Source organism: Dehalogenimonas sp. NIT-SK1 (assembly GCF_055384165.1).
Map to the genome: position 1 here is coordinate 145,872 of NZ_AP042352.1, position 22,993 is coordinate 168,864.

At 44.4% G+C, this 22,993-nt stretch carries 22 protein-coding genes; 6 read left to right on the forward strand and 16 right to left on the reverse strand.

Annotated elements, in window-relative coordinates; genetic code table 11:
* Nucleotides 1–18 precede the first annotated feature (18 nt).
* From alaS to tgt, 3 genes are all read left to right on the forward strand, one after another.
* Nucleotides 19–2,598: an alanine--tRNA ligase gene (alaS, locus tag ACZ48S_RS00800; protein WP_464213118.1), complete on the forward strand. Its 2,580-nt coding sequence runs from the start codon at nt 19–21 to the stop codon at nt 2,596–2,598.
* Nucleotides 2,599–2,606: 8 nt separating this feature from the next.
* A complete protein-coding gene (gene ruvX, locus ACZ48S_RS00805; RefSeq protein WP_464213119.1) occupies nt 2,607–3,035 on the forward strand; it encodes a Holliday junction resolvase RuvX in 429 nt (142 codons plus the stop codon).
* A gap of 97 nt (nt 3,036–3,132) precedes the next feature.
* Entirely contained in the window at nt 3,133–4,296 is a 1,164-nt protein-coding gene (gene tgt, locus ACZ48S_RS00810) for a tRNA guanosine(34) transglycosylase Tgt (protein WP_464213120.1), read from the forward strand.
* 39 nt (nt 4,297–4,335) lie between these two features.
* On the opposite strand, the gene ACZ48S_RS00815 is transcribed toward tgt, so the two are convergent.
* Nucleotides 4,336–5,832, reverse strand: coding sequence for an alpha,alpha-trehalose-phosphate synthase (UDP-forming) (locus ACZ48S_RS00815; RefSeq protein ID WP_464213122.1), 1,497 nt, complete (start codon nt 5,830–5,832; stop codon nt 4,336–4,338).
* A 266-nt stretch (nt 5,833–6,098) separates the two neighbouring features.
* On the opposite strand from ACZ48S_RS00815, the gene ACZ48S_RS00820 reads away from it, so the two are divergent.
* Nucleotides 6,099–6,365 carry a dehalogenase gene (locus tag ACZ48S_RS00820; protein WP_464213124.1) on the forward strand — a complete coding sequence of 89 codons (267 nt, stop codon included), beginning with the start codon at nt 6,099–6,101 and terminating at the stop codon, nt 6,363–6,365.
* 93 nt (nt 6,366–6,458) lie between these two features.
* Here ACZ48S_RS00820 and holA read toward each other — a convergent pair whose 3' ends face one another.
* The 8 genes from holA to ACZ48S_RS00860 all read right to left on the reverse strand — a co-directional run bounded on the left by holA (nt 6,459) and on the right by ACZ48S_RS00860 (nt 13,367).
* Complete coding sequence (gene holA / locus ACZ48S_RS00825) at nt 6,459–7,484, reverse strand: DNA polymerase III subunit delta (protein ID WP_464213126.1); 1,026 nt, start codon at nt 7,482–7,484, stop codon at nt 6,459–6,461.
* Between the two features lie 148 nt (nt 7,485–7,632).
* The gene (locus ACZ48S_RS00830) at nt 7,633–8,298 is read right to left on the reverse strand and encodes a potassium channel family protein (RefSeq protein WP_464213128.1); all 666 of its coding nucleotides are present in this window, start codon (nt 8,296–8,298) and stop codon (nt 7,633–7,635) included.
* The gene (locus tag ACZ48S_RS00835; RefSeq protein WP_464213130.1) at nt 8,299–8,697 is read right to left on the reverse strand and encodes a potassium channel family protein; all 399 of its coding nucleotides are present in this window, start codon (nt 8,695–8,697) and stop codon (nt 8,299–8,301) included.
* An 11-nt stretch (nt 8,698–8,708) separates the two neighbouring features.
* Nucleotides 8,709–9,143, reverse strand: a complete 435-nt coding sequence (locus tag ACZ48S_RS00840; RefSeq protein WP_464213132.1) for a universal stress protein — start codon at nt 9,141–9,143, stop codon at nt 8,709–8,711.
* A gap of 92 nt (nt 9,144–9,235) precedes the next feature.
* On the reverse strand, nt 9,236–9,583 hold the full coding sequence (locus ACZ48S_RS00845) for a DUF4870 domain-containing protein (RefSeq protein ID WP_464214608.1): 348 nt from the start codon (nt 9,581–9,583) through the stop codon (nt 9,236–9,238).
* A 768-nt stretch (nt 9,584–10,351) separates the two neighbouring features.
* The gene (locus ACZ48S_RS00850) at nt 10,352–11,263 is read right to left on the reverse strand and encodes a hypothetical protein (RefSeq protein WP_464213134.1); all 912 of its coding nucleotides are present in this window, start codon (nt 11,261–11,263) and stop codon (nt 10,352–10,354) included.
* Nucleotides 11,264–11,640: 377 nt separating this feature from the next.
* On the reverse strand, nt 11,641–11,919 hold the full coding sequence (locus ACZ48S_RS00855) for a dehalogenase (RefSeq protein ID WP_464213136.1): 279 nt from the start codon (nt 11,917–11,919) through the stop codon (nt 11,641–11,643).
* A 29-nt stretch (nt 11,920–11,948) separates the two neighbouring features.
* A complete protein-coding gene (locus ACZ48S_RS00860; RefSeq protein ID WP_464213138.1) occupies nt 11,949–13,367 on the reverse strand; it encodes a reductive dehalogenase in 1,419 nt (472 codons plus the stop codon).
* 280 nt (nt 13,368–13,647) lie between these two features.
* On the opposite strand from ACZ48S_RS00860, the gene ACZ48S_RS00865 reads away from it, so the two are divergent.
* Both ACZ48S_RS00865 and ACZ48S_RS00870 read left to right on the forward strand, forming a co-directional pair.
* Nucleotides 13,648–14,838 carry a PAS domain-containing sensor histidine kinase gene (locus ACZ48S_RS00865; protein WP_464213140.1) on the forward strand — a complete coding sequence of 397 codons (1,191 nt, stop codon included), beginning with the start codon at nt 13,648–13,650 and terminating at the stop codon, nt 14,836–14,838.
* A complete protein-coding gene (locus ACZ48S_RS00870; protein WP_464213142.1) occupies nt 14,835–15,524 on the forward strand; it encodes a response regulator transcription factor in 690 nt (229 codons plus the stop codon). The genes ACZ48S_RS00865 and ACZ48S_RS00870 overlap by 4 nt, the downstream gene beginning before the upstream one ends.
* Nucleotides 15,525–16,089: 565 nt before the next feature.
* On the opposite strand, the gene ACZ48S_RS00875 is transcribed toward ACZ48S_RS00870, so the two are convergent.
* The 7 genes from ACZ48S_RS00875 to ACZ48S_RS00905 all read right to left on the reverse strand — a co-directional run bounded on the left by ACZ48S_RS00875 (nt 16,090) and on the right by ACZ48S_RS00905 (nt 22,827).
* Nucleotides 16,090–16,554 (reverse strand): QcrA and Rieske domain-containing protein, encoded by a 465-nt coding sequence (locus ACZ48S_RS00875; RefSeq protein WP_464213144.1) that lies wholly within the window; start codon nt 16,552–16,554, stop codon nt 16,090–16,092.
* Nucleotides 16,555–16,757: 203 nt separating this feature from the next.
* Nucleotides 16,758–17,138, reverse strand: a complete 381-nt coding sequence (locus tag ACZ48S_RS00880) for a hypothetical protein (RefSeq protein ID WP_464213146.1) — start codon at nt 17,136–17,138, stop codon at nt 16,758–16,760.
* Nucleotides 17,139–17,251: 113 nt separating this feature from the next.
* Nucleotides 17,252–17,959 (reverse strand): flavodoxin family protein, encoded by a 708-nt coding sequence (locus ACZ48S_RS00885; protein ID WP_464213148.1) that lies wholly within the window; start codon nt 17,957–17,959, stop codon nt 17,252–17,254.
* Between the two features lie 31 nt (nt 17,960–17,990).
* Entirely contained in the window at nt 17,991–18,407 is a 417-nt protein-coding gene (locus ACZ48S_RS00890) for a pyridoxamine 5'-phosphate oxidase family protein (RefSeq protein WP_464213150.1), read from the reverse strand.
* A 70-nt stretch (nt 18,408–18,477) separates the two neighbouring features.
* Nucleotides 18,478–18,942 carry a MarR family winged helix-turn-helix transcriptional regulator gene (locus ACZ48S_RS00895; RefSeq protein WP_464213152.1) on the reverse strand — a complete coding sequence of 155 codons (465 nt, stop codon included), beginning with the start codon at nt 18,940–18,942 and terminating at the stop codon, nt 18,478–18,480.
* 1,927 nt (nt 18,943–20,869) lie between these two features.
* Entirely contained in the window at nt 20,870–21,856 is a 987-nt protein-coding gene (locus tag ACZ48S_RS00900) for an NAD(P)-dependent alcohol dehydrogenase (RefSeq protein WP_464213154.1), read from the reverse strand.
* A gap of 32 nt (nt 21,857–21,888) precedes the next feature.
* Nucleotides 21,889–22,827 (reverse strand): NAD(P)-dependent alcohol dehydrogenase, encoded by a 939-nt coding sequence (locus tag ACZ48S_RS00905; RefSeq protein WP_464213156.1) that lies wholly within the window; start codon nt 22,825–22,827, stop codon nt 21,889–21,891.
* Nucleotides 22,828–22,993: the final 166 nt, after the last annotated feature.

Here is a 22,993-nt window from a genome sequence, read left to right on the forward strand (position 1 = left end):
GACAGGTGCTTAACTATTATGCCCATGACCGGTGATGAATTACGCCAACTATTTTTGGATTATTTCGTGGAGAAAGGGCACAAAATCATGCCCTCGGCTTCGCTTATTCCCCATGGCGACCCGACGCTGTTGTTGACTACCGCGGGCATGGTGCAGTTCAAACCTTATTTTCTGGGTAGAGAAAAGCCGCCCTCCACCCGGCTGACCACTGTCCAGAAGTGTTTTCGTACCACCGATATTGATTCAGTGGGTGATTCTTCCCACCTGACTTTTTTTGAGATGCTGGGCAACTTTTCGGTAGGGGACTATTTTAAGAAAGAGGCTATTGATTTTGCCTGGGAATTTGTTACCGCCCGTCTGAAAATTCCTGAAGAACGTTTGTGGGTGACCGTCTATTTGGATGATGACGAGGCTATCCGTTTTTGGAAGGACCGCGGGGTTCCGGTGGAACGTATAGTACGACTTGGTGAGAAAGATAATTTCTGGGGACCGGCCGGGGATTCCGGCCCATGCGGACCGTGCTCTGAACTTCATTATGACTACGGGGAATCCATCGGCTGCGGCCAATCAGATTGTGGTCCTGCCTGCGACTGCGGGCGTTTCTGCGAAATCTGGAATCTGGTATTTATGCAGTTCAACCAGGACGCTGACGACACTCGTGTGCCTTTACCCCGGCCTAATATTGATACCGGCATGGGCCTGGAGCGACTTTCCGCTATTATGCAGGGGAAACCCACCGTTTATCAGACTGACCTCTTCAATTATCTATTAAAAAAGGTTGGTGAAGTTTCTGGTAATGATTATGGTGATGACGCCGAAATTGATCGGGCCATGCGCATCATCACGGAGCATTCACGGGGTATTACTTTTCTGATTGCTGATGGTGTTATCCCTTCCAATGAAAGCCGGGGCTATGTGCTGCGGCGTCTGCTGCGGCGCACGGCGTTATTTGGTCGTATTTTGGGACTGGAACGGCCTTTTATGGTGCCGCTTATCGAAGCGGTTATTGATCAGATGGGTGATGCCTATCCGGAACTCAAAGCGCGTCGACAGTTTATAATCGAATTGGTGGATCGGGAAGAATCCCGATTTGCCGAAACTCTCTATACCGGCATGCAGTTGCTGGAAGATATGATGGCTTCAGTCGAGAGCCAATTGCGGCGTAAAATTACCGGTGAGCAGGCCTTCAGACTTTATGATACTTACGGTTTCCCATTGGACCTGACCCTGGAGATTGCTTCACGCGGTAATTTTGAAGTTGATACTGCGGGTTTTGATTATGAAATGCAGAGGCAGCGGGAAAAGGCGCGCGCCGGAGCTAAATTCGCCAAAGATTTGAGCCAGGGATATGAGGGGCATCAATTCAGCACCACTTGTTTTACCGGTTATGACTCATTATCCCAATATGGTACGGTGGATGGTATTCTCAGAAACAATGACCAGGCGGATTTCATTTCTGAGGGTGAGCAGGGCGGAATTATCATGGATAAAACGCCTTTTTACGCGGAGATGGGTGGCCAGGCCGGAGACACGGGGTACATCAGTATTGGTGATAATGTATTCGTTGTAACCGATACCGTTTTTCTGAGTCCCGGCGTAATTCTTCACCAGGGTTATGTGAGTGAAGGGAAGTTTGCTATCGGTGACGAGGTATTAGCCAGTGTTGACGCCGCCCGCCGTTATGATATAGCTCGCAATCATACAGCAACTCATCTGTTGCATTCAGTCCTGCGGGAAGTGCTTGGTGACCATGTTCAGCAGCGCGGTTCCGTGGTGGCGCCCGACAGGCTGCGTTTTGACTTTTCTCATCTCAAGGCGGTTACGCCCAAAGAGATTGAACATATTGAAGAGTTAGTCAATCAGCGCATACGGGAAAACCACCCGGTTGAAGCGGCTGAAAAGGATTATCAGCGGGCTTTGCAAGAAGGGGTTACAGCCCTGTTTGGTGAGAAGTATGGAGAGACCGTTCGCGTGCTGGCTATCGGTGATGACAACTGGGTTTCCGCTGAACTGTGCGGCGGTACTCATATAAAAGCCACCGGAGAAATAGGTTTTTTTAAAATTATCAGTGAATCCAGTATAGGCGCCGGTTTACGACGCATTGAGGCTGTAACCGGCCGTGGGGCTGAGGCTTTTATCCGGGACCAGGTGAAGTCTTTCCAGGATAAAATATGCCAGCTTGAAGAAGAAATCAGTGCCGAGAAAAATAATGTGGCTGCTCTGCACAAGACACTGGCCGGCAAGGAAGCACTCGCCTTAATTGATGATGCCCTTTATGTAGACGGCGCAGCGTTGATTACCGCTGCGGTTGACCGGGCTGACATGGATACCCTGCGTGAAATGAGCGATGTATTGCGCCGCAGACTCGATTCCGCGGTGATTGTCCTGGGTTCAGTCTGGCAGGATAAACCCATATTCCTGGCCGTTGTTACGCCTGACTTGGTAAAAAAGGGCTATCATGCCGGCAATATTGTCAAAAGACTGTCCCAGATTGCCGGCGGCGGTGGCGGCGGCAAACCGAATATGGCCCAGGGCGGCGGTCGTGACAAAGCCAAATTACAGCAGGCCTTGGACGCGGTCAGTGAATTTACCAGGTAGTTTGACAGGTGCTGGAACGTGTTATTGGATTGGATATTGGCGACAAATGGGTGGGAGTAGCTCTCTCAGACCCCATGGGTGTGATTGCCCGGCCTTTGACCGTAGTTGAACGTCGTGACGAATTGACCGATGTTGAAGCTTTATCTGATTTAATAGACCATCACCAGGCTGCCAGGGTTATAATTGGATTACCCCGGTTGCTTACCGGTGTCACCGGCACTCAAGCTGAGAAGGTGCAGTTGTTTTCCCAGCGTCTGGCTTCCATAATAGACGTACCGGTTTTTTTCCAGGATGAACGTTTTTCTACGGCTGGCGCCAAGGAAATTATGAAAGCCAACCGGAAAAAAAAGAGGGGTTTTTATTTCAAGGAACGGGATGACGCAGTAGCTGCGGCGGTAATATTGCAGGACTGGCTGGATGAAAACCGGCAGTTCTAATTCGTGCTGCCGGATTATATAATTTTAGACGCTCAGTATTATTTCAAGTTGCCATTATATATTTTATTGATGAATTGACTAGTGAAGGATAAAGTAGTTGTTGTTTACACTTGAAAACAGCGGAAACGCCCGTGCCGGTATTCTGAAGACGCCGCACTCTGAGGTGAAAACTCCATGTTTTATGCCGGTCGGTTCGCAGGCGACGATAAAGACTTTGACTCCGGAAGAAGTCAGTGATATTGGTTACGGACTTATTCTGGCTAATAATTACCATCTTTATCTGCGGCCTGGAATCAATGTTATTGAAGGCTATGGGGGGCTGCATCGGTTCATGAATTGGGATGGTGCTCTTTTAACCGATTCAGGCGGTTATCAGGTGTTTTCACTCTCGCCTTTACGCAAGATAAGTGATGAAGGGGTTACCTTCCGTTCTCATATTGATGGCTCGGAGCATTTTCTCAGTCCTGAGCTGGCTGTTGAGTACCAGGAAGTACTGGGAGCCGATATTATAATGGCGCTTGATGAGTGTCCTCCGGTTGATGCCTCGAGAGAGATTATTGGAACCGCGGTAGCCCGGACTCATGATTGGGCTTTGCGATGCCAGAGGGCTAAAAAACGTACCGACCAGGCGCTTTTTCCCATAGTACAGGGAGGGTTATACCCGGAATTCAGACAGCGTTCAGCCGAGGGTTTGATGGAAGCTGATTTTCCCGGTTACGCTATCGGCGGACTGGCCATCGGTGAAAGTAAGGAACAGACAATCGAAATTACTGCCGGAACGACGGCAGTGTTGCCTGTCGACAGACCCCGTTATTTGATGGGTGTCGGCTCACCGGAAGATATTGTCCGGGCCGTGGGCGCGGGCATTGATATGTTTGACTCCGCCTTGCCCACCAGGGTTGCCCGCAACGGAGCACTGCTGACCCGTAGCGGGCGAATAGATATAGCCAACGCCCGTTATCAAGGGGTCAAACAGGCTGTTGAAGCAGGCTGCCGTTGTTATACCTGTACCAGATTCAGTGCCGGTTATATTCACCACCTGTTCCGCGCGAAGGAATTGCTGGGTCATAGACTAGCGACGATGCACAATCTCTATTTTATGAAGCGTTTGATGGATGATCTCAGGCAGGCTGTTCAGGACGGGCGTTATGATGATTTTGCCCGCGATTTTCTCTCGGATTATCGGTCTACCGATGAAAAAATACGACTTAGCCAGAAGCGCCAATGGCTTGATGGGCGTAATGCCCCGGGAAATACCTGATTCTTGTTTCCCAGAGACAAATTGGATTAAATTACGCCTTTAGATACTGGCTATGTCTCCGACCAATGACCGGATCCATCCCGCCAGGTCTTCCGCGGCAACGGATTCCCGGAGGGCTGTAGCCCTGAGTTTTCTTTCTTCGTCTGTCATGGTCAAGGCATGGTAAAGAGCGTTACAGGTCCCTTCAATATCAGCCGCGGCGGTTGACAGGGCGTATTCTCCCAATTGCTCCCAGGCGCCCACTGTTTCCGAAAGCAGCAGGATTCCGTCCCGGCGGTTAACGGTTACCCCTTCCTTGGCCACCAGGTTCATGCCATCAATCACGGCGTTGACCATAAGCACATCATACCGTTTCATGGCTGCCAGGGCTTGATGATAGTTGTTTTCATAAAAGCACTCAATTGGCTGCCAGTCTTCAGTTCCGTAAGCTGTGTTGATTGAGTCGATGAGACTGAAAACATCTTCAACATAACGCTGATAGGGTTTCAAATGGCTGCGGCTGGGAACCATGAAAGCCAGAAATTTTACCTGACCTCTGAACTGGGGATACTTGGTGAGCAACTGTTCATAGGCGCGGAATCCGCGGATGATGTTCTTTGACGGTTCAGCCCGGTCTACTCTTATAATTGTTTTTATTCCGCAGGCGGCTTCGATTTTGGTCTGATATTCCGATACGGCTGCAGAAGCTGCGGTTTCGTTCAAACCTTGAACATCTACCGAGATTGGATATGCCCGAACCCGAGTCAGGTGGTTGTCGCGCTTAATAGTTGCTTTTTCATAATCAACTTCAGCATCCGGAAAAAAATAATGACAGCACAGCAAGAAATTATCTACGTCACGCCGGGTTTGCAGACCGACGATATCCGAACAACATAATGAGGAAATGATGGCCTCACGCATATGTCGGGGAAGCAATTGCCAGTAACGGGGACTGGGCCAGGGAATATGGGTGAAGTGCTGTATGGGAAGATTAGGCATTGACTCTTTGATGAGTGAAGGAACCAGGTATAGATGATAATCATGGATAATAACCGCTGCCCGATTGCTGTCGGTACTGGCCTGTTCCAGTACCGCGTCGGCAAATGACCTGTTTACTTTTTTATAGCCGTTTTCCCAGGCGTCATATACTGATGCGTCAATATTCGGAGTCCGGGACCAATTCCACATGTAGTGCTGGATGAACCATAATAGCGGATTACAGAATACGCTGTAATGCTTATGATAGACGGCGCGGGGGTTTACCACCAGCTTTAGAGAAAGGTCGGCATCAGTTAAGGACACCCGGAAGGCCCCGTCCTCTTGCCGGGCCATCCGTCGGTCACCCTCCTTCATGGCGCTTGCGACCCAGTCCAGGTCCAAATATCGGCACAAACCTGATAGCGCGGTTACCACTCCGCCGCTGCCCCTGTGTGGCTGCAGTTTTCCCTCATCGTCCGTCTTGAATTCGACCGGGCCTCGATGAGAAGCCATGATTAATCTCCGGCCTTCCAGTAGCCGGGCAAATTCAGCTTCCGAGGTTATACCAGGTCGAGGCATAGAGGGCACCTTTTGTGTAGGGCAGATTGAGTTCAATCTAGCATTGGCGTAAATCAGGTGTCAAGGTAAAAGATTGATTATGATTATAATGCGTCCTTAACGGCAACAAAATAAAGAGTTTTAAAAAATAACCTGAAAAATTAAAAAAGAATTTTATTATTACGATTGAGAAAGGTTAATCAGGGTATTGACAGGGGGTGCCACAGTCACTATAATAAGTAAAAAATAAGGGAATAATAAGGAAAAAATAAGGGGGAAATGGAATTATGTGGTTAGTAATCGGTCTTATCCTCGGCGCCTTCCTGATCTGGTTGTTCAGTTTCTTGAAGGACAAAGGCATCACCATGAAGTGGTACGAATGGGTGATCGGTCTTATCGGTATCTTTCTGCTGCTCTTCACCATTCAGAACTACTTCGGTTCACTGGCTGAGCTGGAACCCACTGCCGCCAACATGTTCCTGCTGGTAACCGGTCTTCCGGCTGTTATCCTGCTGGTTGTGACTTGGCAGCTGGTTGTCCGCCACAAGGCCTAAAAACAGAATATTGTAGAAACAAAAGAGAGGGGGCTTTATAGCCCCCTCTCTTAATATTTGGCAAATCACCTCAATAGCGTTTCAAAAGTATGACTAACTAGTAGTGCGATCAACTGAAAGTTCGGCAATCAATAAATCAATAGCGGTGGTTTCATCCATCTGCCCGGTTTTGATGGAAATATCAGTGTCAAGAAGCCTGCGATAGATATCCTTGAATCTGTTGAGAGGGAAAAAAGAAGCCTGATTCAATGTCTTACGCCAAACAAAATCAGAATTCAGCCCCAGCTTTTTTCTAATTTCAGCATCTTTTTCGCCGCGGCTTTTCAAGTCTTTGAGCTGGATAATAAACCGAAGTTGCCGTGCTATCATGGCTATTATATATGCGGCTGAAGCGCCATTCATCTTAAGATTTTCCAGAGATTCGGTAGCTTTTTTTATTTTTTGTTCAAAAATGGCATCTACCAGGTGGAAAATATTAGCCTCCTGGGCATTACTTACCATTAGTTTGACATCTTCTTCAGTGACCGGTCTGCCGTCAGCATAGAGAGTTAGCTTTTCTACTTCAGCCGCTCCTGTCCAGAGGTCGGAGCCGATATACTGGGCCAGCAGATTCACCGCGGGCGGGGTGAAGTCCCCGCCGGCTTCGGCAGCCCGTCGCTTGAGCCATTCTTTGAGTTGAGGTTTATCCAGTGACGGGAACTCGAAGATTTCTATGGGCTCGGTAATCAGTTTAAGCAGCGGATTGCTGCGGTTCAGTGATGATTCGGTAAACACCAGTACCGTTGTAGGTGGCATTGAGTTAATTATTTTGCCGAACTCCTCAATGGTATCCGGGTTGTTTTTCCCTTTTTCAGCTGTTTTACCCTTTTTGTTCTTGATACCGGGTTTTTTATCCGCGACTTGGAAGCGATTCAGCAGGCCGTTGATAATCACCAGTCTGGCAGGTGAAAGAAAGGGGGTGGCATTAACTACCAGGCGGAGTTCGTCCGGACTTAATTTGCTGCCTTCAAAAAAATTGGTAGCCGAAGACAGCATTGACTGGTCACCCAATGATGTTTTGATCTGACTCAATTTAGATTTGAGGGAGAAATCATCCGGTCCGGCTAACAGGTAACGCAAAAGATAACTCCTGCTCTCAGATATTTTTTACCGTCTCATTCGGCTTAATGATGCTGAATTCTCGAGTTATGGGCATATAGATTAACCCGGTCAGCGCTATTTCAGCCGGTTAAGGCCGATTTACAATCTATTTTGAGATTGTAAATCGTTAATTTCCGTTGAAAAGCTCCCTAAGTTTATCTTCGCTGTCGGTCGGGGCAACGGCTATTATCTGGTCTTGAGATTGGAATACCGTATCGCCGCGCGGCATGAAAGGTTTTTCTCCCGAACGAATTACCAGGCTCAGCACCACTTTATCCGGCAGGGCAATATCATTCATGGTTTTGCCGACCGCTTCACCCGAGTCGGCTCGGATTTCCAATATCTCGAAATCCTTTTGGTCACCGGTAATGCAGAAGAGATGAGTCATCGGGTGAGAAGGAACCTCGTGTTCTATACGCTCTAAGATGATATTGGTGGAGTTGACGGTTACGTCAACTCCCAGTTTTTTAAAAATAACTTCGTTTCGTGGGTCCCTTACCCGAGCTATGGTGCGTGGAACATTGAAGCGGTATTTGGCGACTTGGCAGGCTACCAGATTATCTTCGTCCCCGCCGGCTACGGCAATGAGCATATCGGCTCGCCCGGTACCGGCTTCGGCTTGAATGGCTGTTTCACAGGCATCCCCGCGCAGGCAAACATTACCCAATTCCTTGTTGATACCGTCGCAGACTGCCATGTCACGTTCAATAAGCAGTATTTCATGTCCTTCAGCCAGTAGAGCTTTGGTCAGCGAATAGCCCAGGCGGCCGCCGCCAACAATTATTATATACATTTAACTCTCCAACTTTTCTTTCAAAAGTTCGGCAAAGATAGTGGTCGGGCTTAAAGCTTCCAGACCGAGGATAGTATAGAGATCACGCCTAAGCGGGTCATATATTCGGCATAATACTTTTGGCACATTGAATATTTTTTTGGCTATCTGCGCTGCCATCACGTTGCGGTTGTCTCCCTCGGTTACGGCTACAAAAGCATCCGCCGTTTCAATGCCGGCTTTCTTGAGAAATTCTTCCTCTAGTCCGCTCCCCAGCAAAGCCTGCCCCTTAAAGTCCGACGGCAAGCGGCGAAAAGAATAAGTGTCGGTATCCAGGGCAATAACCTCGTGACCTTCCTTATCCAGTAGAGCCGCTAACTGGGCACCTACCCGGCCGCAGCCCATGATGATGACTTTCATCAGCTAACTCCTTATTGAAAATTGGAGCGATGATACAAAATAACCCGGCAGGGAGCATTTTGCAGGACATAGGGCACTACCTCGCCCAGGCAGAATTCTCCGAAATGAGTTTTGTATTCTGAACCGAGCACAATAGCATCTGCTTTTTGTTCGACCGCTTCATCCACGACGGCCGGGCCTACCGAACGCGCCTGCAGCAGGTTAGTCTCGACATCAATACCGAATTTCTGAGCCAGGTTTTCGAAACGGGACAAAACCCCTTCGGCTTTGGCAATTTCCGAATCAATTTCGGCATCCAGCGGAAGTGAGCGGTCTACCGAAATCACATGGGTAACCACCACTCTTGGATTGCCAGAGCAACGGGCCAGATTACAGGCCAACTCCAGGGCATCTTCATCTTCCGGACGTCCAGCTACCGGGACCAGTAAAGTTTGATATTCAGTCATAAATAGAGACGCTTCTTAATCACGTCAGGCTATTATAAGCACCATAAAGGTTCTGGTCAATAATAGAAATTTTCGCAGTCATTTCTATTAGATCAGCCGGCCTGCTTTTCCGCGAAATCGCCGGCCAGCGGCATTTTATATTTTTCGCCCTGGTAAGCCTTTACCATCAATACAATCCAGAAAACCAGGGTTATTATTCCAATACCGGCTTCCAGCAGTTTCCCAAAGAAAGGCCAGGCACCCAATACCGTTCCGGCTATGGTAAGAAATCCGAAAACAATGATGCTCTGCAGCGCGTGGAAGCGGACGAACTTATTCTCCTTTTCCAGGATAAATATGATAATGCCTGATATCCATCCAAAAAGGTAACACAGCAGTCCTGCCACATTTGGGTCCAGTCCCAGGCTGGTTTTACCATCAGGGACATCGGTGTTTTCAATGTTATTCTCGGCAGCTGAATTTTCGGACTCTGCTTGCGAGGGGTTGGCTGGTGGTGGATTATCCTGGTTGCGTGGGGACCTAACGGCGAAGAAAATCATGATGCCGCTTATAATCAATCCTAAAACACCCATGAATATAATCCCGAAACCTATTCCGGTCAGCCATGGGACTTTCATACCCAGCACCACCTCAAGATCAACTCCTTTGGACCCGTCGCTGTTCATTAAAACCAGGGAGTATCTGCCGGATTCCATGTCCCATTCCAGCGTTTGAGTGCCGGAGCCGTGAACTGCAGCAACCCAGAACGATTGCGCGGTCGGGCTATCGGGTACGGCAGTCCCGGCGTGGTTGCGGTAACTCACATTGGCAGGGAACATTGAAAAATCAGTAACTTCATCATAATCAACACCGCTCAGATAGTCCTCAACATCATCGGTTTCAGCTACTCCGATGAATATATCTCCGGAGGTCTCACTACTGGACCCGGTTGCTTTGAATGAAGCCAAATCCCCCCAGTCCCAGCCGTTGTCGAGATGAATGTCGGCGGGGCCGGTCACCACCGCGTAAGAACCGCGCTCAACTTGAATAGTCTTGGTGGAGTAATAGCCGGCATTATCTTTGATGGTAGCGTCGGCTAAAAATATTCCGCCTCCGCCGAATAAGAACCCTGTCGATGCGACAATGCCCAGCAAACCAAATATTAACAGAATTACTTTTCCCGCTCTCATGACTCCTCCTTGAATACAAATCTTATTTTAGCCTGGCTATTATGACCTGATTTCATCGCTGGTTATGAACCGCTCCTCAACCATAGATGTTTCCTTGTCGACCACATTTTTAAGCAGGATTACCGCCAAGACGACACTTATCAGGGTGATAAGCATGAATGGAACAACGATGGCCATCTCGTCGGCAACTCCCCGCAAAGCCATATTGACGGCCATGGCGCTGACCCCCAGGCCCAGGGTTATTCCTTTAAGCAGCATCAATGAAGTAAGCATATACCCCCATGGCTTCCGGCGCAGCAGTAATATACCGGCCAGTATCGCCAACGGAACAATAAGTCCAAGGTCCATCGCCTGTATAACCAGGGTAGTTGTATTTTCCAGCGCCGGCGTTTGGCTTTCTAACAGAGGCGCAATAATCCGCCCCAGCCATGCCATCAGCAGGAAACCGCCTACCAGGAACATGAACCCGCTTATGGTTTTATGCGGCAGGCGGGGTGCAAAACGGTGCGGCAGCTCCTTGATGTTGAAGGACATGATGCTGAGAATCAAGGCAAAAAGACTCAAACTGAATAGAACTACATATACCAGGAACAGCATATTATAGGCGGTAAGCATGGACATGGAAAGATAGGTATAAAGAAAATATCCGAGCGTGCCGGTCAGCAGCAATCGGCCTCTGAAGGAGCCGCTAAAGGCCATCCTGGCGGATATGACCAGGAGCGGCAGTCCCACCGCCAGGGCTACCAGATCATTGCCCTGCTGCTGAGCGGCCGAACTGACGGTGTCGTAGTAATATAATCCTTCGCCGTTGATGGTGACTGTTTCACCCCGGTGATTGGTATAAGAAAATGGCTGCCCTTCTTTCTCATAGAACAGGCCCATCCCGGCGGCAAACAGCACCAGTATGCCTATAATTGGTATCAACCAGCGCAAAGCCGTTTGGTTTTTCATAGTGCCTTTCTTCCGGTCAAAATCTATATTTGATGCAATCTGATTATCAAGTATAGCTGTTGAAGAAAAGAAGCACACCCGGCGGCGGGATAGATTGTTACTGGTCTTTAGATTAGGTTTTATTCAGTATGTGAGAAAATATGCTTAAGCGGCTGGGAACATAATTCAATTGGAAGAAAGGGTCTTGAAGGCAGTATTTTAGCAATATAATCCAGCTAATGTGAAGTTTTCGGGGATGGTGGGGCTGATGGGGGATAATGTTCGGAATAAACAGCTTATCAATAGAGCGAAGCAGATTAATTTTAGTTCAATTAGGAGGCACATAATAAAGTGGCGTAGATGTGATAAAAACACATCTACGCCAAACATTGGAGATACTATAATCTTTTCGAACTTTTCCTTACATTAAGTTGCCAAATTGTGACCAGAATTGCTACCCCTATGAGCTCGAATATTAGTAGTCCCATCCAACCTGCAGTTGGTTCATTTTCCATTGTTATTGAACCTATGAAATGCTGAATGCCAAGAATTATCGAAAAAATAGCAATAATAACTAAGACCCATTCATACCATTTTACTAATATACCTTTTGATTTAGCTATAGAAATTAACAGTATCACAGCTGCGCCTATTAAGGCACCTATAAACAAAGACATAATGATTTATCCTCCATCAAATATATTTTTTAATAGTAACCAAATTCCGGTTGATCAAGTGACCACCACTCGTCGGTCGGTTTCCGGCCGTATTTAAAAGTTTTTTCCATTCCAGTAAAGAAACCGTTGAATATTGGTGAAATTGCGACGGTACCTTTCACAATGTCATGCACTGCCGAACCTGATAGTGCATTGAAAGGACAAGTGCCTTGGCATGTGGGGCAATGTGGGCAGTTTTCATAATTACAGCGCCATGCTTCATAGCCGCTGTTCATCCAAGGTTGTGAACCTTCCCAAGTCGGGTCTCCAGTTTCTATACAACCAAATGGGCAGGCATCAGCACAAATACCACAGGTATAACAAAACTTTCGCATACCACCATCAATGGGCTTGGTCGGGGCGATTGGAAGATCGGTAATCATACGGTTCATTCCTCTAGTAGCTAACCCGTACTTTGGGTCGATAGCGTAACTGGCTCGTGATAATTCACCGAGTCCTGTTAGAGTCGAGAATGCACCGGCAGGACCCCATTCTCCAGTACCACCGCCTAAACCTTGATATCCAAGGGCATGTAAAAAAGCTTGGATCCTAAGTTCAACAATCGCGATTTGGGAATATGCCATGAATACAGCCGCATTCTCAGTGACTCCTTGCATTCGTCGAGTCAAGTCTTGTGATTGTCTTAATGTCCAAGTCAAAATCCACTGGCATTTATTTGGAATAACTAACTTATCATCGGTCATATATGCTTTTTCGACCTCTTCATAAATCAGAGGTATGTCACCTTTTACCCCATCTACAATTTGCCCCATTTCTCTGGTACCTCGGCATGACTCTCCCGGTGTGGTTTGGGTCCAAATTAATTTCCTTATATTTGGAGTTAATTCAATGCCGCCAACTTCACTTCCACCATAAAAACGTACTGCCGATCTTAACAAGCTCAAATTTTCTTCAGGACTGCCCTCCCATTTTGGGGTATCGGGTGGAAGTTGATAGAGAGAGGGGCGACCAAGAAGTGTATGCAGATTAGAAGGTTTCCCATCTGCTCCAAACATAACACCAAAAGCAAACATTCCTGCTCCAGCGCTTAAGGCGCTGATTCTGAGATCACCAATACCAGTTGGGCCGGGTTCCCAACCAGGGTCTTCCTGTTTTGCATAGGCGATTAAAGTCTGTGCCTCATCTGGGGTTGCAAATGTTGGTCTTAGTGGCAGTTTAGCTCTGTCATAGCGTTGAATGGCATTCCAGTCTATTGGTGTGGTTGGGTTTTCATAATCCCTCTCTTTGATATACCAAGGTAATTTCTTTGTAGAAATGTCTGATGAGGCAAGCTCATCAAGGTCATGAAATTCAGGAGCAACTAACGCTGCGCTTCCCAAACCTGCCCCGGCTAAGCCGAGGCCTTTCATAAAGTCCCTTCTACTCACCGTTGAATGAAAATTAGGCATTCTAAGCCTCCCTAATATTTAGTATTTGAAGTCAGTATAGACTTGATGAATAAAAGGTTGCCTGAAAAAAGGTTACATATGATTAATATGACGTTACAATTATTTTATTTAGAACGAGTATGGACCTACCCATATCATATTCACGGTGTTAAAATGATGAGTTATATGGAGTACAATTATAATTAATATATTTTGTAGAGTCGCGAGTATAAAAACTGATATTTGTGTTATTTTCTCATATGTTTTTATCAGCAGGTGAATTTTGAAGGAAGCATGAAACATGAATAGAAGGAGTGTTAATAAACCCAATTTCCAAAGCGAAATGGATTGCACCTACTGTGCTGAATTTTTTCATATAGTCAATGATGGGTTAGCAGTATTGGATTTCTCTCAAGGATCGAATGACAGATTTATAGAAGTGAACGATGTTTTCTGTAACATGCTCGAGTACACAAGGGAGGAATTATTAGCACTTTCCCCGATCGACATAAGCCCAGAAGATGCAAAACAAGATATGAAATGTTTTATTGATCGGCAGAAAGCTGGATTTGATAGGAAATTCACTAAAGAAATAGTCTTTTTGGCAAAAAATGACCGACGAATACCTATAGAATTGAGTGGGCATGTAGTCGAAATCGATGGAAGATTAATTGGTTTTGGGATTCATCATGATATTACCAAACGAAAGATTGTGGAAAAAGAGATAAAATCACAATATGAAAATGAAGTCCATCTTAGGCAAGAGCTTGAACACCAAATGAACCAGAGAATCGAATTTGCTCGCGCGCTAGTGCATGAAATAAAAACGTCATTTACGCCCATTTTATGCAATAGCCAGGTCTTAACCAATACTGTTTCAGATGAGACCTCTTTGAGGTTAGCTAGGAATATATTTCGCTCAGCTTTAAATTTGAGCAATAGAATTGATGAGCATTTTGACTTGATACGAGGAGAGATTGGTATTCTTAAACTCGAAAAAACATGGATTAATCCTTCAAGCTTATTGAATGAATTGGTATCTGAGTTCAGTACTCGTGCCTTGTTGAATGAAATCGTGTTTCTGACGGATATCAGTTCGCATTTACCCCCGCTCTGGGCTGATGTTGAAAGACTCAGACAAGTAGTTCTAAATTTACTTGATAATGCAATTAAATATTCCCATTCGGATATAAAAATACAACTCAGAGCAAGTTATTATGATGATAAGTTGCACATTTTTGTTGAGGATAATGGCCCTGGTATATCGCCTGAGGATAAAGAGAGAGTGTTCCAGTCTTATTATCAATCAGGGGCAAATCCTAATAAAGCAGGTGGATTAGGGCTGGGACTTGCGCTGTGTAAATATTTTGTCGAACTTCATGGTGGACAAATACGAATTACTAATGGGAAATTTAAGGGAAGTATATTTCACTTTTATATACCTTATAATGGGATAACGCCACCTACCAATCTCAAAGGCCTCATAAAATGAAAATATTAATTATTGAAGATGATAAAGAAATCACCGAATGCATTCAATTAGCTTTTAAAGTTGGTTGGCCATTTGTTGAGATCATTCATAAAGATTGTGGTTTGAAAGGACTATTGAGTGTTGAAAACGATTGTCCGGACGTAGTTCTGTTGGATTTAGGATTACCTGACATCGATGGTTTTGATGTTTTAAAACAGATTCGCTCCTTTTCAAATATCCCGATTATTATCATGACTGTACGTGTAGAAGAATCCAATGTAGTGAAAGGTCTCGAGCTTGGAGCTGATGAATATATCCGGAAACCTTTCGGTCAAATGGAACTACTTGCAAGGGTTAAAGCAACACTAAGGAGGCAGAGACCTTTTCAAGGAGAATCAAGCACCATTTGTGGACCTTTATCTTTCACGTATTCCTATCGTAAAGTTAACTATAGCGGGCGTGAGATATATTTGACTGCAACTGAAGGGCTTATATTGAAAAAGCTTGCGGAGAATGAGGGTCAAATTGTAAGTTATACAGCTCTTTCTGAAACGATATGGGGGGAATTCTATCCTGGAGCCGTTGAGAGTCTGCGAGTATATATCTTACGATTGCGCAAAAAACTTGAGAAAGACCCAGGCAATCCAACTTTTATTTTAAGCCATGCTAATATGGGTTATTCGATTTCAAAGAAACCAAACTCCTGAAACTCGAATTCCCTTTTAAAACCAATAATAATGGATTTTACAGTCTTTCACTTGATTAGATTCTGCTATGGTTAGGTGAAATCTATTTTAAGATCGTTGAGTATTAACTAAAAGACCTGCAAAATTGGAGGAGTAAGTTAATGAGGTAGTTTTGCCATAAAATCACCTGAAATGGTGGGCACTGGGAGACAGTGACCGAACTTTTATTTGAGAAGAAGGGATTGATTCCTGTGCTCCAAAAACTACTGATATCATATCAAACTTGACGATGATTTGGTGTTCTATCAATAACAGGTAGCTGAGGGACACTAAAAGTGTAACTTCTTGGTATCACTGACTGTTTGCAATCGTACATCCAAGAAATTAGCCATCCCATTGAGCGAACAAGTCAGCATATTGATTGGGATTCTTGTTGTCGACAGTATGTTCAAGGCAACTCTACAATAGATTAGTTGCTGTTTGAAATAGTTAGTCCGAATTTGACATCTTAACTTTGCTGTAGAAATACCGGAGGGACTGAAAAACCCCTCCGGTATTTCTAACGGTTCTCTCCTGATCTAGGGATCTAACTCGTTAAATCTATTACCATCACATTATCATTAATAGTAAAATCATAAATCGCTAAATCTTCTTCAGCTGACCCACTTTTGTAGTTTCCGTTTATATCGAAGGATTCTCCGCCAAGGCTTGAACATTTAAAGATCGAATCTTCATGTATGTAATAAATAGCATGTCCTCTATGCGGACATTCACTGGATACGACCCTATATTCATCAATCCCTACTCTGGCAATAAGAATATAGCTGGGCAATGATTTATCAACGATGGTTACAGCCCCTCCCACCTTAGCTAAATCATCGATATCGGCGAGATTAATCATTAGTGAACTACCTGAAACGCTATATTCACTTGCTGCAAGTTCCGTCTCTTGACTAACATATGTAAGCGTCGCATGGATTTTTGGCGCGCTTACAACTCCAATGACTAGTAGGACCGCGAAAATACCTATTATCCAAGTTTTCTTCTTCATTTACTTTTCTCCTTAATATTTTACCTTATTGTATCTATCTGCTTTGACTGTAGCCTTTTCGCCTTATCTTGACCGAACTCTCCGGTCAATGAAGGGCACAACATATTTGTCATTGTTTAATCATTTTATCTCCCTCCGCAAAAATAGTTGGTACCTGGGTCTGTACTAAGTCGTGCTGTTCATCCATAACTGAGATCTGGAAATCAAACTTGCTTAAAATTTTCTTTTATATCAGTACGCGTCAGATAAACCATCTGTAACACACCTATTGCTGTACCAACTGGAAAGGCCGGTAAACTAAGAGCGCCATGGAAAATGCCAAGAACACGCCCGTAATTCCGACCTTTAAGAATACCGATACCTGAGACAATTCCAAGTGCCATATAGGCGCCTAAAATCAATATTCCAATAGCGGCGCCAAATCCTAACCAACCATGCATTCCATCAATGCAATGGGTATCGGGATGCCACCATGATGACGGCGCCAGTGCAACAAGCGCAAACGCACCTATGCCGATAAAGGCGAAGAAAGCGGTTATGAATTCCCAAACGACGATTAATATCACCCAATCAGGTTTTTTCATTTTGTTGCTCCTTGTTTGTCTATTACGACCTGTTCATTAAAATGCGTTCTTGGTTTTTCCCTGGAATCTGGAGTCGTAAACTCTTTACAACAACTACTTGGAGAGCAATTCATTTAGACGGCTCCCCGCTGCATAGCCATCATTCTTTCCTGCATCGCAACGGTAACCCTCATCCTGTCGTGATTGTTATTGAGCCTACCAGCAAGTAATCTGCCGGCTTCAACTGCAGATTTGACGACATCCTGTTGCTTATTTATGTTAGGAATCATGGCGGGTGCTATTTTCACCCCTGGACCGTGGTTTAAGGCAGCAATACCAATCCTGCAGGTTTCTCCGTGTCCACAGTCATAACAAGAGGCTGTTCCCTGACCAGTAACCTTTGCCACAGTTTCGATAAAGTTATACAAAAAGAATTTTTCAATTTCATCTGCAGGAAAACGACCCCCACTTTTTGTGCCAGATACTCCGACAGCAACGGCGAGTTTACCCATTAGCAAATTCCCCTCTTGATGCCTGAATTGGTAAAAACGTTCAAGGAATGCATGAGATATAACATTCATGGTTGAAAAATAATTTGGCCCACCCAAAACATAGGCGTCGGCCTTGATGATTTTGTCTCTCAATCCCTTAAAATCGTCATCAACTTTGCATACATTATCATTGACGCAACATAAACAGGCGATACACCCTGATATTCTTTTGTTTCCTAGGGAAATCATTTCATATTCCATGCCGGTATGATCCAAAACGGTTTTTACAAGTGTATAAACACCTGATTTATCATTTTCCCTTGGGCTTCCTGAAATACCAAGAATTTTCATAGATTTCTCCTTTGTTCGTTTATGTTTTTCTTTACATTGAGGAATGTTTATCACAGGCAATGATAGGCCTCTTTGCAGTCACCTTAAATGTGACCGCGGCTACAATTAACTCAGCCGCATCTTCACCTGCATTTCTCGCAACTGCTCTTTTAATCCCATCTAATAAAGGTCCCTCCTTCTGAATTTGATTGGCTTTGAGATACAAACGGTAGCCAGGCGTAGAGAATGATACCGGGCTTTCTGTAACGAAAAATAGTACAGCAAGCGGGTTTTCCTCAAGATTTTCCAGACTCCGGTTATTGCTTAATCCAAGGACCACAGAATCCTTCAATCTAATACTACCGAAATACGCCAGATTGGGCTGCCCCTGCTTGTCCGCAGTACCCAAAACACCCACTCTGCCTGGCGTGTTTACGATCTCGCTGATCTCCCAGTTTAAATTAGTCATAAAGTGATCCTTTGTTCAATCCCAATTATTAGCAAATTGTGTATGCAATTTTAAAAGTAAAAATTTTTATTTAGGCTAATAATTTGGTCATTGCTGCCGATAACATTTTGTCACCCGCACTACGTATAGCCCTGACGGTTTCTTGACCAAAATATTCAGTTGCCTGATTTTCAGCCTTTTTCCAATCCGGGTATGCGTGTTGTATAAGATTCAAGCCTTCATTCGTTGCCGAAATAATGTGATTTTTTCCCTGACCGCTGGGTTCAACTTTAAGATAGCCTTTTTTTGCGATAATGGTTATAGCTCTGCTTATTGTGGATGAATCCATATTAAGTATTCGACACAACGGTTGGACTTCCATTGGGCCATACGCTGACACCACTACAAGAATATTCATCTGTGTGATTTTAATGCCATGGGGACGAAGGGCTTTGTTATAAATGGAGCTGATAGCCCGATCCATTACCCTAATCCGGACAGCAATGCAATTTCTGGTGATGTCCTTTAAAAAATTTCCTTTATCGGTTAATTCCACATTAGCCTCTTCATCTCTGAAGTAAAGTGTATATGCAATTATATATTTTGTCAACCCCAAATATTTTTCACGGGATCAGGATGCACTTGAATATAATATTTTGTAGTACATCCCAATGATTGAACAATTAACATATCTTAATAGGTAGGATGAAGTGACCTTGGTTATTTTGAAAGAATAAATAAAGACAAAGTTAACTTTTGCTATATTTTTGCATGTAGTTGGTGGGCTTTGGGAGACAGTGACCGAACTTTTATTTGAGAAGAAGGGACTGATTCCTATGCTCCAACATTTCCTGACATCATATCACACTTGAAAATGATTTTGGTGTACTATCCATAACAGTTATCTGAGGGACACGAAAGGTTCAACTTCCCAGTAACGCTGACGGTCTACAATCGTATGTCCAGCTTTCACAGTGATCTGCCTTCTTGTTGGATTTGCTATTCCAGGTATTAACCTAGAAGACTTCGGTCTGCTAATATGATTGGTATCTTGATGTTTCCTGAATAACATGGTAAAAATTCACATATGAACAAACACCAATCAGGATTCGTGCCCATTCCCTTCAAATCTGGGGGGAAAGTCCTGTTACGGATTTCATTTGCAATATTTGTAGTAAGTGGGCTTGACTACCTTTTTGGTTGGGACTTTATTCCTCGATTAATTCTGGTAATTAGTCTTGTATTGATTTTTATTAGCCTTTACATGATTTATATCGTGCCTGAAGAATAATTATCTTGCTTTCGCGGGATTCGGAAATGAACCTCCTACTATCTCTCAACGTAAGCATGGAAGGGCAATGATCCCGATGTTAGACCGAAATGTAAGCATGAAAGGGCGAAACATCCTTATGTTTGAATAATATATTGGAAAATAGTAAATCAGACTAATGTTGAAACTTGGCCTATTTGAATATTCCTAATTGGTTAGATTATCCAATAATCAACCTTATTTCATTGGGATTCACATCCTCGACATGAATATCAATCCCTTCTATTTGAATATCCTTGCATGATGTTGGATAAAACTGGTTCCAGCTATATCCTCGATAAATGAATTCCCATTTCTTCCGTACAATTGAAAACACATTCTCAGAAGACATACCGGCATAGCAAATGCGGTCTTTTCCAACCCCAATATGATATGTGTCACCAACAGTTAAAACTATTGTCCTGGCCACAGTATTCACCCCAAATAGCATTTACAACAAGAAGCCTCTGCTGTATAAAGATAATTATATACTATGGGATCAAATAATCTTCGGAAAATTATTCATCAATTGGATAGTTTCTGCACCCTTTGTTTTCGGAATAATCAGACTCTCTCCCATCTCAGGTAAAAAATATTGATACTTCTCCCTCAAACTCTCAATATCCAATACAAGCGTATTCATGAAATGGCAACGATCCCCAAGGTTGAACAATTGACACATTTTGATAGACAGGACAAAGTAATCCGGGTATTCTTTAAAAAAGAATCAATCTAAAGCTAATATTTTGCTATATTTTTGCAAGTGGTTGGTGGGCCCTGGGAGACAGTGACCGAACTTTTATTTGAGAAGAAGGGATTGGTTCCTGCGTTCCAACAACTCCTGATATCATATCACCCTTGAAGACAAATTACGTGTTCTATCTATAACAGATGACAGGAAATGCGAAAGTGTAATCTCCCGTTGACTATCCACCAAAAACCTGCATTCCCCGTTCAAATACGCTGACAGCCAAATAATATCGACTATAACCAGGGTCTTAGAGAGCTTGCCAACACTGCCTGATCGGGCCTAAAGTCTCCGGTTAAAAAAGTGCTCCATTTCGCTGATTGACAACACTTAGTAATACCCAATGTTTGAATGGCATATGCGTCCGTTGCGACAGTATCGGTCATACAGTGTCTCCTTTCGAAATGTATGTATCAATGGATGCAATCAACTATTAGTCACCACCACGTTACCGATTTTCTGTCCGGTTTCAACATACCGGTGAGCATCAGCTGTTCGTTCCAACGGAAAATGATGACTTATAATCGATCTGATTTTGCCTGCTTCAATGAGTTCTTTGAGATAGACGAGATCTTCTGAGCATTGAGGAGCCGCACCGAAGATAACTCTCTTTTTTCCCTTCATCCGCGTTAGCCGACCACGAAACATCTTAAAAAGGCTTGGATTTGCCATCAGCAAACACCCATCACACTTCAACAATCTTACACTGCGTGAATATGAACTCTTACCCGCCACCTCAAAAATGACATCGTAAGTCTCACCACTCCTAGTGATATCTTCTTTTGTATAATCAATGACATGGTTTGCGCCAATAGAGTGAAGCATGTCTAGTTTCTCTGTGCCATCTACAGCAGTAACTTCAGCCCCAAAGTATTTTGCCAATTGAACTGCGAAAGTGCCTATAGTTCCACCGGCACCATTAATTAATACTTTGTCCCCACTCCGGATGTTCCCTTTTCTGAGAAAATGCAAGGCTTCAAGTCCACCGGTAGGGACAACTGCGGACTCCTCATAGGTCATATTGGTAGGTTTTATTGCCAGTGCCCCTTCTTTGGCTGCTTCAGGCAGACATATATACTCGGCGTAAGTGCCCATATGTAAAAAACCGGTAGCAGCGAAAACTTGGGCTCCCTGCTCAAACCGTTTTACGTCTTTGCCAACTGCTTCAATTTCTCCAGCTAAATCCATACCCAGTATAGTTATCCTCGTTGGTCTTTTTAGTCCCACGTATAGCCGCATAGGGAGGCGCAGCCAGAACGGTAGCTTCAGGTTGCGTTGCTCACAGTCCCCCATCGATATTGCTGTCGCATATATTTTTATTAGTACTTCATTATCTTTAGGGACAGGTTTTTCGACCTCTCTTAGGCGAAGAACATCTGGAGGTCCGTATGCCGTCCATATAACTGCTTTCAAAAATACCCTCTTTTAACTACTGAAATAAAGTACTAATTTATCGATATATTTACTACAACGTTGCCCTTTTTGTGCCCTTTTTCAACGTACCTGTGAGCCTCGGCCATCTTTTCTAGCGAATAGCGTCTATCAATGACCGGTTTTATCTTTCCCGCCTCTACCAGCTCTTTGAGAAAATCCAAATCATCAGCCTCTATGCTTGCCAGACTATTTGTCGAAAGGAAGACACCCATTTTCTTTAACAGGCTTTTACAATGTGAATGTGAAGTCTTACCTACCGCATCAAAAACAACATCATAAGTCTCACCATTATTTGTAAAATCCTCTACAGTATAATCAATGACTTTATCCGCTCCCAGTGATTTTACTAAGTCTAGATTCATTGTACTGCATACTCCGGTAACTTCTGCACCAAAGTGCTTGGCAAGCTGTACTGCATAAGTACCTAGACTGCCAGACGCTCCATAAATAAGGACTTTTTGCCCGACCTGAATATTCCCTTTTTGAAAAACCTTGAGTACCGTGAGTCCCCCGGCGGGGACGGCAGCGGCTTCCTCGTAACTTATGTTGGCGGGCTTTATTGCAACCAACCCCTTCTTTTCTATGGCTCCGTTTCCAGTCTTTTCAGGCAGACATATATACTCAGCATAAGCACCAAAGCCAAAACCGGTGAATGCAAAAACTTGGTCACCTTTCTTGAACAATTTTACGTCTTTACCAATCGATTCAATTTCTCCGGATAATTCTATTCCTAGTACGCTTCGTTTTGGTTTTGTAAGACCCAAATATAATCGAAAGGGGATCATTTGCCAGGCAGGGACATTAAAACTTCGAATTCTCACATCCCCTACATGACAGGTTGTTGCGTGTACTTTTATAAGTACTTCTTTATCCTTGGGTGAAGGTTTATCTATCTCTTTTAGCTGAAGAACTTCCGGTGGCCCATATTTTGTGCATACAACTGCTTTCAAAAGTATTCCTCCAAATAAAAATCCTACTCAAACCTACTCTCCGGTTGAGGCATTGTCAATGGAGTTTGGGTTTATTCAGATGGTGTAGAGCTACGAGGTAGCGCTCCAACTCAGTGCTAAACAATCATCGGGATGTCTGCCCTTTCATGCTTGCGTTTATGTCTAT